The sequence below is a fragment of the Pseudoalteromonas sp. SG45-3 genome (assembly GCF_014164075.1).
Lineage (GTDB): Bacteria > Pseudomonadota > Gammaproteobacteria > Enterobacterales > Alteromonadaceae > Pseudoalteromonas > Pseudoalteromonas distincta.
On record NZ_JACJEN010000004.1, the window covers coordinates 249,750 to 263,310 of the forward strand.

Here is a 13,561-nt window from a genome sequence, read left to right on the forward strand (position 1 = left end):
AGCGGTGCTTTCCTTTAGATCCAACGCATTTCGATATATCATATTAGCATCAACCGTCGAGCTAAAGCTTTTTTTAGGAAAAGCGACATTTAACTAAGGTTATAGGCCTCCAGTGGCAAAACAGAAAAAATTAAGTAAAGGCCAATCGCGTCAGATCAAGGCCAACCACCAAAAGCGCATTAATAGCGCAGACCCAAGACCAGCTAAAAAAGGCGCGCAAGAGTGGCAAACCGATAATTTAGGTCAGGTCGAGAGCGCAATTGTGATCAGTCGTTTTGGCCAACACGCCGATGTCGAAACTGAAAATGGCGATGTACTTCGTTGTAATATACGACGTACCGTGTCAAATTTAGTGTGTGGTGATGAGGTATTGTTTCGCCGTGCCAAAGTAAGTGAAGGTGATTTAGCCGGAGTAATTGAAGCCACGCAAGAGCGTCGCTCGCAACTTACCCGCCCTGACTTTTACGACGGCGTAAAAGTTATTGCGGCTAACATTGATCAAATACTCATGGTATCGGCGGTATTACCTGAGTTTACCCCAAGTATTATCGACCGCTATTTAATAGCCTGTGAAGATATGGGTATTGAGCCAATTTTAGTACTCAATAAAATAGATTTAATTGATGACGCAGGTCTTAGCGAAATACAAAAAGTTCTCGATATCTATCGTAAACTTGATTACCAAGTACTCCTTGTTAGTAATATATCGGGTAATGGTATTGATGAATTAAAAGAAGTACTTGTTGGTAAAAATAACATTTTTGTTGGTCAAAGTGGTGTGGGTAAATCAACCCTCGTTAATACTGTATTACCTAACGCTGAAATATTAACTAAAGAAGTATCTGAAAACAGCGGCCTAGGCCAGCACACAACAACTGTTTCACGCCTTCACCATTTACCAAGTGGCGGTAACCTAATCGACTCGCCAGGAATTCGCGAATTTGGTTTATGGCATTTAGATGTTGAGCGTGTAACCTGGTGCTTTAAAGAGTTTAGAGAATTTATAGGCGGATGCCGCTTTAGAGACTGTAAACATTTAAACGATCCGGGCTGTATAGTTAAAGAAGCTGTAGCAGATGGCAAAATTTCTCAATTGCGCTTTGACAGCTACCACCGAATTTTAGAAACAATGGCCGATGGCCGTGCAGGCGCCCGTGCGCCTCGCGTATAATTTAGGATAAATACTGTGAGTTTAGACAAATTTAAAATCGCAATGCAGTACGCAATGCCAAAACACTTTATTTCACGCGTAGTGGGTAAATTAGCCGCAGCTAAAGCAGGTGCTTTAACAACGACTTTAATTAAACTATTTATTAAGCAATATAAAGTAGATATGAGCGAAGCCCAATACCCAGATCCGGCTCATTATAAAAGCTTTAATGAATTTTTTACTCGCCCTTTAAAAGACGGCATGCGCCCAATGGTAGAAGATAGCAATATCATCATTCATCCAGTGGATGGCGCAATCAGCCAGCTAGGCGATATTGTTGACGGACAGCTAATACAAGCTAAAGGTCACGATTACAGCTTACAAGCGCTACTAGGCGGCTCACAAGATGATACAACACCATTTTTAGGCGGTAAGTTTGCAACGATCTATTTAGCACCTAAAGATTACCACCGTATTCATATGCCAATTGATGGCACACTAAGCAAAATGATTTACGTGCCAGGTGATTTATTTTCAGTAAACCCACTTACAGCGCAAAACGTGCCTAACTTGTTTGCGCGTAATGAACGAGTAGTAGCAATTTTTGAAACTGAGATTGGTCCGCTTGCTATGGTACTTGTTGGCGCAACAATTGTAGCCAGCATAGAAACTATTTGGGCTGGTACTGTCACGCCACCAGCAGGTAGCGATGTATTTAGTTGGAAATACCCAACCACTGGCGATAACGCTATCACGCTTAAAAAGGGTGAAGAAATGGGTCGATTTAAATTAGGCTCTACTGTGGTACTAGCATGGGGTGCTGATAAAGCTGAAATACTGGATGACCAACTACCAGAAGTGGTTACTCGCTTAGGTACTGCATTTGCAAAAATTAACGATTAAAATCAATCGTTAATTCAAAATTAAAAAAACCGCGTTTAATTAACGCGGTTTTTTATTTTTGTAGGCGCAAAGCCTGCTCACGCGAAAAGCGCAGCGCCCTCTTAGCCTCTTTGTGAATAAATCACTTAAAACCTTATTGCACAAAGAGAAGCAAAAGAGGAGTAAATGAGAAGACATAAAACATAGTAATTATTTATTTTTACTTCTCTAAAGCGCAGCGTCCTCTTAACCTCTTTGTGAATAAATCACTTAAGATCTTATTGCACAAATAGGAGTAAATGAGAAGACACCAAAGCATAGAAATTACGAGCTTTGCTCGTCACGCCAGCAAGCTGTGCGTCAACAAGCTTGGTGCAAAAGTTTGATATATTGTAGGCGTGAAGCTTGCTCACGCGAAAAGCGCAGCTTTTAATTCTTTAACGCTACATTTAATAAAAGGCACAAGCCCCTCTAAAACTTATTTACCACACTCTTTACACTCTGAATCTTTAATCACTTTAAAGTGCTGTTGTTTTAAAGTGAGCGCATCAAAGGTTATAAACACACCTCCCTCTGCATGCCCCAGCAATAAGTTGAGCGTAAGTTGCGCCTGCATAGAGCCTATTACACCAAGTAACGGGCTAATAACCCCAGCGTTACTGCAATTGATAACCGGTGTAGCTTCGCCCTGTGGAAAAACACAGCCATAACATGGGCTATCACTTTGCCTAAAATCAAAGCCCATTAATTGCCCTTTGGTTGCGAGTGCAGCACCCGAAATTAACGGTGTTTTATTGCTAATACAATAACGGTTTACACTATAGCGAGTACTAAAATTATCAGAGCAATCAAGTACGATGTCAGCACCTTTGAGCATGTTAGCTGCATTACTCTCATCTAGCTTTTGACAATGCGTTACTATGTTTATTTGATTATTAAGACTCGCTAATACTTTACCCGCTGCGGCGACCTTGCTTTGTCCTAAGTGATTTATTTTATAAAGCACTTGGCGCTGTAAGTTTGAAAGCTCAACCTCATCATCGTCAATTAAAATAAGCGTTCCAATACCTGCAGCGGCTAAATATAAAAGCGCTGGGCTACCTAGACCACCAGCCCCCACTACTGCAACCGTTGAGGATTTAAGTGCTAATTGCCCTTCAAGCCCAACTTCTCTAAGCAATAAATGGCGGCTGTAACGCAGGGTTTCTTTATCGCTTAGCTCACTCACGTTTATCAGCCTTATTAGTATTACCCCTGTTAGTTTTAATTGGCACTGCTTATGGCCACTTGCAGAGCGCTTATAGCCTCTACGTAATTATCAGCTTCGGTAATCGCACGCACTACGGCAACACTGCCCACGCCTGTTTTAGCTACCTGCTCAGCACGGCTTAAATCAATGCCGCCTATTGCTACTGTTGGGTAGCTTTGCATAAGAGGTACAAATTTAATGAGCTTTTCAAGACCTTGTATTTGGCCTGTCATATCTTTTGTTGTGGTTGGGTAAATAGCACCAAATGCCATATAACTAGGGCGATAATTATGCGCACGCAGCATTTCATAAAAACCATGAGTAGAAAGCCCAAGCCTTAACCCAGCATCTTTAATTGCCGCTAAATTAGCAATGTCTAAATCCTCTTGCCCTAAATGCACGCCATATGCACCGTGCTTAATAGCTAACTGCCAGTAGTCGTTTATAAATACCTGTGCGTTGTATTGCTTGCCCAGCTCAACAGCTTGCTTAATGAGCCCATCAAGCTCATCTTGCGTTTTATTTTTAACGCGTAACTGCGCTGTTTTAATGCCTTGTTGTAAGCATTTTTCTAACCAATCTGTGCTATCTACAACCGCATATAAGCCAAGCGACTTACTTTCACAAGGTGCAAAATCAGCAGCCATATTAAAATCAAGCGGCACATCAAAATCAAGCTCATCACCCAGCCAGCTCCCCGGCTCAATCACTTGTGGGTAGTCAGCTAAATTAGTGGGGAACGATGTATGAGCAACCGGTCCAATCCCTTCGCCATAGCGTACCGACTGTTTTAGCCCTTGGTTTATATATGCTTTAGCTAAAATAAAGGCATCTTTTAATGGGTAGTCTTTAGCTAAACACGCAGCAATGACCGAAGCCATGCTACATCCGGTGCCGTGGTTATGCGGTGTTTGTATTTTTTGATTACCTAACCAATATTCTTCGCCATTTTGTGTATTACTATCAATACAATAATCAATGCAGTAGCCACTTGGGTAATCCCAATGCCCGCCTTTAATAACAACGGCTTTTGCACCCCAGCTTAATAGCTTATTAGCCGCTTCTTTTATTGCAGCTGGGCCAATTAAATACACACCGGTTAATAACTGTGTTTCGTGGGTGTTTGGGGTTATTACATCCACCAGCGGCAGTAAACATTCTTTTATTGCACTTATCGTGTCCTCTTCTGTTAGTAAGTCACCGCTTGAGGCAATAGCGACAGGGTCATATACAATAACGGGAGGCACAGGCCACTTAGCTTTATAATGACTTATATGTTCGCTGATCAGCTGAATTTGCTGCACATTGGCTAACATGCCAATTTTTATAACTTTGGCTTTCATGTCTTTTTCAAGCGCTAGTAACTGCGATTCAATAATATCGGTAGACACCGCATTAATAGCTTCTACGCCTAAACTATTTTGTGCAGTAAGCGCCGTAATTGCCGTGCAGCCATGTACACCAAAACTTTGCATTGCTTTTATATCAGCTTGAATGCCTGCACCGCCGCCCGAATCAGATCCGGCAATTGTCCACACTACGTTATTCATATTTTTTCCTTCACTGCTGATGCCAAAATGGCATACCCATTGTTGGGGTTGATGGGGCTGCAACGTCTTTTTCAGGCATTGCTTTTGCTTGATATGCAAAGCGCCCTGCTTCAACTGCGGCTTTAAATGCGCGGCTCATAGTAATTGGGCAGCCCGCCCCTGCAATGGCTGAATTTAATAATACCGCATCATACCCCATTTCGAGTGCTTGGCAGGCATGCGATGGCAAACCTAAACCTGCATCTACTATTAATGTGGTATCGGGTAAACGCTCTCGAATAGTTTTTAAATTATAGCTATTTAACAAGCCTTTACCGGTGCCTATTGGCGCCCCCCACGGCATAAGCACCTCACACCCTAGCTCATTTAAGCGCTGGCAAAGTACTAAGTCATCGGTGCAATAAGGCAATACTTTAAAGCCATCATTAATTAATATTTTTGTGGCTTCAAGTAACGCAAAAGGGTCAGGCTGTAAATTGTAATCATCGCCAATCAGCTCCAGCTTAATCCAGTCGGTGGCAAATACCTCTCGGCACATTTTTGCAAGCGTTATGGCTTCTTTAACACTGTGGCACCCGGCGGTATTAGGCAGTATTTTTAAGCCTGTATTTTTTATTAACTGCCAAAAGTCATCACCGGCTGCTGCACTTTGTTGGCGCCTAAGCGACACGGTAACAATTTCAGCTCCAGAGGCGACTATCGATTGGGTCATAATATCAGGCGACGGATAAAGCGCAGAGCCTATTAATAAACGGCTATTTACTTGCTCACCATAAATAGTTAAACAGTCTTTAGTTTGCATGAGCTTTATCCGCCTTGAATGGGTGACAGCAACTCAACACTGTCACCTTCATTAAGTACATAGTTTCTGTGCCGACTTTGTGGAATAAATTCGCCATTAACAGCCACAGCAAAAGGCGCAACTGCACCAAAACTTTGAAGTACCTCAACGAGTGCTTTGCTATTAACACTAAGTAGCTCGCCATTAATTGTAATGTTCATTTTATTCTCACTCTATTCGTGAAGCTACTTGCGCCACTAATGCCGGTGCCAGCATATAACCATGACGATATAAGCCGTTAATGCTAATTACATTACCAACTTGTGATACTTCTGGGCGGTTATCGCTAAATGCAGGGCGTAATCCGGTTTGAATATTAAGTAGCCGTGCTTCGGCAAATCCGCTGTGTACGGTATAAGCCGCTGAAAGTAACTCAAGAGTTGATCGCACTGTTGCGGCGCCGCTATCTTGCGATTCTATTTCGGTCGCACCAATTACATATTCATGATTCGGTTTAGGCGCTATATAAATTGGGTAACGCGGATGCATTAAACGCACAGGTCGCGTTAAATTTACTTCAGGTGCATATAGCCTTGCGACTTCACCGCGCACACCTCTAAGCGGTTTATCACTTTTAGCACCAAGCCCACGACAATCTATAATGTAGTCAAATGGTCGATTATTTATTTCACCGTTTTTAATGGTTACGCGCTGGTTAAACACACACTTAACTTTGCGCTTGTTGAGCATGGTAAAACTTGCTTTATAAAAGGCTTGGTTATCTATTTGCCCCTCGCAGGGTAAAAATAGACCTTGGTTAAACCGATTAGCAAGCTCTGGCTCTAACTGCGCTATTTGCTGAGCATTCAATACCTGAGCGCTTTGCCCTGCTATGGGCTTTATTCTCTGGGTAAAGCTTTGTAGATCGCCCTTATCTTGCTGATGCGCAACGACCAATGTGCCTTGCTGCTGAAAAAACACATCCCCCTCAAGTTCACTCACTATTTCTGGCCAGCGCTTCATTGAATCAAGACCCATTAAAGCTAAATCAGCCTCACACAATACCGATTCAGCCAGCGGGGCAAGCATTGCTGCAGCCACTTTACCGGCGCTATTTGGGGTTTGCTCATCGTCAGCTTCAAACACCGTTACATGATGCAACTTACTTAGCTCAAGGGCAGCTAAGCGCCCTGCTAAACCAAAACCCACCACAGCAATGTTATAAAACATAAAACCTCCAAAAGCAGTTATTAGTAGGTGCGAACTCACTCGCACTTCTTCAATGTTTAAAGAAGCGAGGTATAAAACCTCACCTACATCTGCATCTAACTTATTGCTATACCGCTTTGTGGTAAATTTCTGAGCCTGTTTGCTTAAACTGGGCAGATTTAGCTTTCATCTCGGCTTCTACATCAATCATTTTGATCTCAATAGCCTCGCCAGCGTCATTTGAATCAATACCGCGTGTTTCTAAATCTTTAGCGTAATCGCGTACTTCTTGGCTAATTTTCATAGAGCAAAATTTAGGGCCACACATAGAGCAAAAGTGAGCCACTTTGCCTGATTCTTGCGGAAGGGTTTCGTCGTGATACTCACGAGCACGCTCTGGATCTAAACCAATATTAAATTGATCATGCCATCTAAACTCAAAACGTGCTTTTGATAGCGCATTATCGCGCTCTTGCGCGCCTGGGTGCCCCTTTGCTAAATCGGCGGCATGTGCAGCTATTTTGTAGGTAATTAAGCCTTCTTTAACATCTTCTTTATTTGGCAGACCTAAATGCTCTTTAGGTGTTACATAACAAAGCATTGCACAGCCGTACCATGCTATTTGGGCCGCCCCAATACCAGAGGTGATATGATCGTACCCTGGTGCAATATCGGTCGTTAACGGGCCTAAAGTGTAAAATGGCGCTTCGTCGCAATGCTTTAATTGCTCATCCATATTGGCTTTAATCATGTGCATTGGCACATGCCCTGGGCCTTCAATAAATACTTGTACGTCGTGCTTCCACGCAATTTTAGTCAGTTCACCTAATGTGCGCAGCTCACTAAACTGCGCTTCATCGTTGGCATCAGCAATAGAACCTGGGCGAAGGCCATCACCTAATGAAAAACACACATCGTATTGTTTTAAAATTTCGCAAATGTCTTCAAAGTGCGTGTATAAAAAGTTTTCTTTGTGATGCGCTAAACACCACTTAGCCATAATTGAGCCACCGCGCGACACAATACCGGTTACACGTTTAGCCGTCATTGGTACGTAGCGAAGCAGTACACCGGCATGAATAGTAAAGTAATCAACACCCTGCTCGGCTTGTTCAATAAGCGTATCGCGGAAAATCTCCCACGTTAAATCCTCAGCCACACCGTTTACTTTTTCAAGCGCTTGATAAATCGGTACTGTGCCAATAGGTACAGGCGAGTTACGTACAACCCATTCGCGTGTTTCGTGAATGTAACGCCCCGTTGATAAGTCCATCACGGTGTCTGCGCCCCAGCGGGTAGACCACACCATTTTTTCTACTTCTTCTTCAATAGATGAGCTAACCGATGAGTTACCAATGTTGGCATTAACTTTTACTAAAAAGTTACGACCTACAATCATAGGCTCTGTTTCTGGGTGGTTTATATTATTTGGTAAAATAGCGCGACCACGGGCTATTTCGTCGCGTACAAATTCTGGGGTAATAAATTCAGGAATACTCGCACCAAACGACTCGCCTTTATGCTGCGCGGCTAGTAATTCTTTACGAATTTCTGCACGTCCCATATTTTCGCGAACGGCTACGTATTCCATTTCAGGAGTAATAATCCCTTGGCGTGCGTAGTGCATTTGCGTTACGTTTTTACCAGCGACACCACGGCGAATTTTTGGAAGGTGATCAAAGCGAATATGATCCAGCCCTTCATCTGCCATGCGCTGCTGCGAAAACTGCGACGTCACTGACTCTAAAACCTCAGTGTCACCACGGCTTTCAATCCATTGTTCACGAAATTTTGGTAAGCCTTTGCGCACGTCTAGTTCAAAATTAGGATCGGTATACGGGCCCGACGTATCGTAAACACGAAGCGGATCGTTTGACTCATAAACAGGGTTTTCATCTGTGCCGCCAATAAACGTGTCACTTAACGTGATTTCACGCATACCAACACGCACACCTGGTTGAGTACCTTCAACGTATACTTTATGAGAATTTGGGAACGGTTGACCCGTTAAGTTATAAATATATTCAGACGCGGCAGCACGAGTTTCTCGGCGTGACGCTTTATTTGTAGTATTTGACATGACTTGCCTCATTGCTTAAGGGTTGTCTTGTCAGATATTCCGAGGAATAGAGAAAGATCGTAAAGTAGCGTACATGCTACTTTGCAGCCTAAAATAAACAAAATCACTTTATTGTGCGCATAAAAAAAGACGCACAAGCGTCCCATTTTAGGCAGCTTGTTCCCTACGCAGGTATTAACCTGATCAGGTTCACGGATCCCGCTTTCGCGATCTCAGCCAAAAACTAATTACTTAGCTTTGGCACTCCGACAAGTATTGATATATAAATTTGTTCGTCGATTCGAAGATATTATTCAACAAATCTGCGCTGAGTGTACGTCAGTTAAAAACTGCCCGCAAGGGGCTGTTTTTCAAAAACTTAAAATTATTTAGGGATAAACACAAATGTTTGCTCGCCTTGCATGACTAATTGCTGGTCTTGCATTTTAAGCTCTGCACCTTGCTTTAAGGCTTGTAATAACTGCTGCTCAAACTCATCAAGGTCTTCGCCGCATGACTTGCGCGTCATTCCTAATTTACTTACGGTAAGGTTACTTTCTTCAAGCGAGCCTTCACCAAAAAATTTGTTACAGCCAGCAAAACCGTTTACTTGCAGTGCTTCAATAAAGCTCATTGATGCATTAAACGAAGGTGGAATTGCTAAACCATCAACACGTGATAATTGCCATTGGGTGTATTTAAGCTGCTCACTGGTAACCGTCCCTGTTGATGCGCAACCAACACATAAACCGACTATAAGCATCGGTATTGCTGCTAATTTCATGCTACTACTAACTAATTGTCTAATTAATGTAATTGTAACAATATTTATGCCCTTTATCCGTTAAAAATGCATGTTTTAAATGTAAATTTTTGTTCTATGATAGTTCAAAAGTTATGCGATTAAGTACTAAGTTGTAGTTTTAAATACGTTATCTATTTGCTCTGGTAAAAATGGCCTACCTTTTTCATTAACAGACGTTCCTATAACCAGTGCATTGAGCATTACTTTTTCATCGCTTATACGTATAACCGTTTGCTTAAAGGCAAATTTTAAACGACTAATACGCTGCGGCTCTACAGCCACATAAAATTCATCACCTGGTAATAGTGAATGTTTATAGTCCATTTCGCTGCGCATCACGACTAGGTTAATTTTATCTTTTGCTAACTGAGCAAAATCAATACCGTGTGCGTACAAGAACTCATGTCGAGCATGCTCTAAATAATTAAAATAGACGCTGTTGTTTACAATACCTTGTAAGTCACATTCGTAATCACGTACCTTGAAGTCAACTTTAAAGGTCATATTAGTAATCCTGATTATTTAACGTATAATTGCCGCGTTTATAGCACATGTGTTTAAATAATTGCTACCATACGAGTCCCTAAAATGGAGTTAAGTAACCCAATGAACTTACGTTTGTCTTTAATTACTGCCGCACTTTTACCGCTGCTTGGTGCACCAATTGCAGCTAACGCTGATGATAGCGACCTAGAAAGAATTGTTGTAACTGGCGATTTTCAGCGCGAAAGCATTCAAACTTTAAGTGCGAGTGCGAGCTTATTCAGCGAAGATGAAATTAATCAACGTGGTGCAAGTTACTTAGACGAAATGTTAGGCAGTACCGCCAATGTAAATTTTGCATCTGGTGCGTCGCGCGGTCGTTATATTCAAATTCGTGGCGTGGGACTTCGTTCACAATTTGTAGACCCTATTAATCCATCTGTAGGCTTAGTTATTGATGGTATTAACTATTCTGGCCTTGGTGGCAGTTCATTATTATTTGATATAGACCAAGTAGAAATTTATCGTGGCCCACAAGGTACACGCTTTGGCGCAGACGGTATGGCCGGTATGATCCAAATGGGTTCAGCTAAAGCCACAAGCGATCCAAGCTTAAAATTACAAGTAGGTGCTGGCACATACAACACCCGCGAAGCAGGCATTGCAGCAAGCACAGGCTTAACAGATGACACTAGCGCACGCGTTAGCTACTTTCGTAGAAAGTCAGACGGTTACGTAGATAACTTGTACTTAAATGACGAAACACAAAATCAAGACGAACAAGTAGCCCGCTTTAAATTAAACAGCCAGCTTACAAAGCATTTAAATACTGAGTTAAACCTTCACTATATTGACATAAACAATGGTTACGATGCGTTTACGCTTGATAACAGCCGCAATAGTGTTGCCGATGAACCAGGGCAAGATAATCAACAAAGCTACGCAATAGGTGTTAATAATACTTACACGGGTTTTGACGCTTTTGATGTAAACCTAAACCTGTCGGCTATTGATACCGAATTACTTTACAGCTTTGACGAAGATTGGGTATGTAACGATACAAGTGAACCACAGTTATGTGCTGCTGGCTTACATCCAGATGGATACAGCTCAACTGATTTATACAGCCGCGATCGCGACGATCAGTCTGTAGATTTACAATTTAATTCTAAAACAGGTAACTGGGTTGCGGGTATTTATTACCAAAACCGTGATGTTGATTTAGAGCGCCAGTACACATGGTTAGCAAGCCCGTTCTCTTCAACTTACGAAACGAGTAACGTTGCAGTATATGGTCAAGTAGCGACTCCAATTGGCCCTAAAACAACATTAATTACAGGTTTACGTGTAGAGCAATACCAAGGCGACTACACCGATAGCAATGGCTTTATACAAGATACTGACGATGTAATGGTTGGCGGTAAAATAGCACTTGAATATCAAGTAATTGATCGCACTATGATCTACACCAGCATCACCCGTGGCTACAAAGCCGGTGGTATTAACTCAGAAGCACTGGCTAAAGCAAAAGATGAAGGCTTAAACCTAAGCGCTGATTTTTTCCAGCAACACACCAGTTTTGACCCTGAATATTTATGGAGCGGCGAATTTGGTGTTAAAGGTTCATCACTTGATGACAAATTTACACTTCGCTTAGCAGCATTTTACATGCACCGCGACGATATTCAGTTAAAAGCATGGCAAGTAGAAGGTCAGCAATTTACCGGTTATGTTGATAACGCAAGTTCTGGTAGCAACTACGGACTTGAAGTTGAAGGTAGTTACCAACTAACTGATAATCTATTTTTAACAGGTAGTGCTGGTTACTTAAACACTGAAATTGACGACTTTGTAACACAATCAGGCTTAAATCAAGACGGTCGCGAACAAGCTCAGTCACCTAAATACCAGTATGCGTTTACTGCACGTTACAACTTTACTAACGCATTTTACGGCATGGTTGGTATTGAAGGTAAGGACGATTACTACTTCTCAGATAGTCACAATTCACAAGCACCAAGCAGCAACTTAGTTAATTTAAGCTTTGGCTACGAAGCAGACATGTGGGCAGTTCGCGCATGGGCTCGTAATGTATTTGACGAAACAGTCCCTACACGTGGTTTTGAATTTGGTAATGACCCACAAGATGGTTACGCAACGCATACCTATACACAATTAGGTGAGCCTCGCGTAGCAGGTGTTACGTTCACACTTAATCTGTAAAGCATAGCCGTTGGCTTTCAAATGAAAGCTACAGCAAGCAATAAAAAACACCGCGTTTAATTTAAACGCGGTGTTTTTTATTTGTAGGTGAGGTTTTATACCTCGCTTTTTATAAAGTTAAATTACACGAGCGCGAAGTAAATTCGCACCTACAGGTTTTCCACCTACGCCTACAAGCCAAGCATCACGCTCTTTGCACATCAAACGCGATTACGTCTTTAATTTTTTCTTTATTTGTTGCGAGCATTACAAGCCTATCAATCCCCAAAGCCACCCCTGCGCACTGAGGTAATCCATGCTCCAGCGCTTTAATTAAACGCGTATCCATTGGCACTTGCTTTAAACCGTTTTCAGCGCGGTATGCGTTATCTTCATTAAAACGTTTAACTTGCTCGCTGGCATTTGTGAGTTCGTTAAAGCCATTCGCCAATTCCATATTTTTATAATAAAGCTCAAAGCGCCCTGCTACGCGTGTATCGTGTTCACAAATTTGTGCAAGTGCCGCTTGAGAAGCTGGAAAGTGATACACAAAACATGGCTTATCTTGTCCTATTGTGGGCTCCACTTTCATACAAAATAATAATTGCAGTAAGGTATCTTTATGCGTTTCATTTTGGGCTATATCAGCAAATCCATGCTCACACGCTAGTTGCTTTAATTGCTCTATGTTCGCTGTTAGCGGATCGAGCCCAAGTGCTTGTTCAAACGCTTGCTGATAAGTAAGCCTTGTTGCCGGCTCAACATCTAAAACAAGCCGCATTAGTTCATCCATTTCATCCATAAGTGCAAACTCATCAAAGCCTGGGCGATACCATTCAAGCATTGTAAATTCGGGATTGTGATGGCTACCCGCTTCTTCATTTCTAAATGCTTTACAAAGCTGAAAAATAGCGCCTGAGCCTGCTGCTAACAAGCGTTTCATAGCAAACTCAGGAGATGTTTGTAAAAAAAGAGGAAGCCCACCTGCGTGCCCTGGACCTACAAATGTGGTGTTAAAACTGGCCAAATGCACATCGGTTACACTGGCACTGCTTAAGCTAGGAGTTTCTACTTCCATTACATTACGCGTATAAAAAAACTCACGAATGCTACGTAATATTGCTGCACGTTGTTTTAGTGTTTCAATGCTTGCGCTTGGGGCCCAAAGATCTGCTGACATATTTTCTCCAA

General features: G+C 42.2%; 12 protein-coding genes and 1 riboswitch. Of the genes, 3 read left to right on the forward strand and 9 right to left on the reverse strand.

The features are described from left to right. The first annotated feature begins 112 nt into the window (after positions 1-112). Both rsgA and asd read left to right on the forward strand, forming a co-directional pair. A complete protein-coding gene (rsgA, locus tag H5126_RS07305) occupies positions 113-1,171 on the forward strand; it encodes a small ribosomal subunit biogenesis GTPase RsgA (RefSeq protein WP_182719902.1) in 1,059 nt (352 codons plus the stop codon). A gap of 15 nt (positions 1,172-1,186) precedes the next feature. After that, a complete protein-coding gene (gene asd / locus H5126_RS07310) occupies positions 1,187-2,053 on the forward strand; it encodes an archaetidylserine decarboxylase (RefSeq protein ID WP_004336058.1) in 867 nt (288 codons plus the stop codon). Positions 2,054-2,510: 457 nt separating this feature from the next. Here the strand turns inward: asd and H5126_RS07315 are convergent, their stop codons facing one another. From H5126_RS07315 to H5126_RS07350, 8 genes are all read right to left on the reverse strand, one after another. Continuing rightward, positions 2,511-3,260 (reverse strand): HesA/MoeB/ThiF family protein, encoded by a 750-nt coding sequence (locus H5126_RS07315; RefSeq protein ID WP_182719903.1) that lies wholly within the window; start codon positions 3,258-3,260, stop codon positions 2,511-2,513. A 35-nt stretch (positions 3,261-3,295) separates the two neighbouring features. Continuing rightward, on the reverse strand, positions 3,296-4,831 hold the full coding sequence (gene thiE, locus H5126_RS07320; RefSeq protein ID WP_182719904.1) for a thiamine phosphate synthase: 1,536 nt from the start codon (positions 4,829-4,831) through the stop codon (positions 3,296-3,298). A gap of 10 nt (positions 4,832-4,841) precedes the next feature. After that, a complete protein-coding gene (locus H5126_RS07325; protein WP_138488527.1) occupies positions 4,842-5,633 on the reverse strand; it encodes a thiazole synthase in 792 nt (263 codons plus the stop codon). A 5-nt stretch (positions 5,634-5,638) separates the two neighbouring features. Beyond that, positions 5,639-5,833, reverse strand: coding sequence for a sulfur carrier protein ThiS (thiS, locus tag H5126_RS07330; protein ID WP_182694738.1), 195 nt, complete (start codon positions 5,831-5,833; stop codon positions 5,639-5,641). A 7-nt stretch (positions 5,834-5,840) separates the two neighbouring features. After that, the gene (locus H5126_RS07335; RefSeq protein ID WP_182694739.1) at positions 5,841-6,842 is read right to left on the reverse strand and encodes an FAD-dependent oxidoreductase; all 1,002 of its coding nucleotides are present in this window, start codon (positions 6,840-6,842) and stop codon (positions 5,841-5,843) included. Positions 6,843-6,948: 106 nt separating this feature from the next. Further along, on the reverse strand, positions 6,949-8,901 hold the full coding sequence (thiC, locus tag H5126_RS07340) for a phosphomethylpyrimidine synthase ThiC (protein WP_220491438.1): 1,953 nt from the start codon (positions 8,899-8,901) through the stop codon (positions 6,949-6,951). Between the two features lie 143 nt (positions 8,902-9,044). Further along, positions 9,045-9,159: riboswitch (TPP riboswitch) on the reverse strand. Positions 9,160-9,265: 106 nt separating this feature from the next. After that, on the reverse strand, positions 9,266-9,664 hold the full coding sequence (locus tag H5126_RS07345) for an META domain-containing protein (RefSeq protein ID WP_010555269.1): 399 nt from the start codon (positions 9,662-9,664) through the stop codon (positions 9,266-9,268). 126 nt (positions 9,665-9,790) lie between these two features. Beyond that, positions 9,791-10,189 (reverse strand): thioesterase family protein, encoded by a 399-nt coding sequence (locus tag H5126_RS07350; protein WP_182719905.1) that lies wholly within the window; start codon positions 10,187-10,189, stop codon positions 9,791-9,793. An 84-nt stretch (positions 10,190-10,273) separates the two neighbouring features. Between H5126_RS07350 and H5126_RS07355 the strand changes: the two genes are divergently transcribed. Further along, on the forward strand, positions 10,274-12,391 hold the full coding sequence (locus H5126_RS07355) for a TonB-dependent receptor (RefSeq protein WP_182693954.1): 2,118 nt from the start codon (positions 10,274-10,276) through the stop codon (positions 12,389-12,391). Between the two features lie 184 nt (positions 12,392-12,575). Here H5126_RS07355 and epmA read toward each other — a convergent pair whose 3' ends face one another. After that, entirely contained in the window at positions 12,576-13,550 is a 975-nt protein-coding gene (gene epmA, locus H5126_RS07360; RefSeq protein WP_182719906.1) for an elongation factor P--(R)-beta-lysine ligase, read from the reverse strand. Between the last annotated feature and the right edge of the window lie 11 nt (positions 13,551-13,561).

What these genes read in the sequence shown, in the direction of transcription:
- H5126_RS07355 (WP_182693954.1), top strand. Translation starts at nt 10,274, where the DNA reads ATGGAGTTAAGTAACCCAATGAACTTACGTTTGTCTTTAATTACTGCC.
- thiE (WP_182719904.1), bottom strand. Translation starts at nt 4,831, where the DNA reads ATGAATAACGTAGTGTGGACAATTGCCGGATCTGATTCGGGCGGCGGT.
- H5126_RS07350 (WP_182719905.1), bottom strand. Translation starts at nt 10,189, where the DNA reads ATGACCTTTAAAGTTGACTTCAAGGTACGTGATTACGAATGTGACTTA.
- H5126_RS07335 (WP_182694739.1), bottom strand. Translation starts at nt 6,842, where the DNA reads ATGTTTTATAACATTGCTGTGGTGGGTTTTGGTTTAGCAGGGCGCTTA.
- thiC (WP_220491438.1), bottom strand. Translation starts at nt 8,901, where the DNA reads ATGTCAAATACTACAAATAAAGCGTCACGCCGAGAAACTCGTGCTGCC.
- H5126_RS07345 (WP_010555269.1), bottom strand. Translation starts at nt 9,664, where the DNA reads ATGAAATTAGCAGCAATACCGATGCTTATAGTCGGTTTATGTGTTGGT.
- H5126_RS07325 (WP_138488527.1), bottom strand. Translation starts at nt 5,633, where the DNA reads ATGCAAACTAAAGACTGTTTAACTATTTATGGTGAGCAAGTAAATAGC.
- epmA (WP_182719906.1), bottom strand. Translation starts at nt 13,550, where the DNA reads ATGTCAGCAGATCTTTGGGCCCCAAGCGCAAGCATTGAAACACTAAAA.
- thiS (WP_182694738.1), bottom strand. Translation starts at nt 5,833, where the DNA reads ATGAACATTACAATTAATGGCGAGCTACTTAGTGTTAATAGCAAAGCA.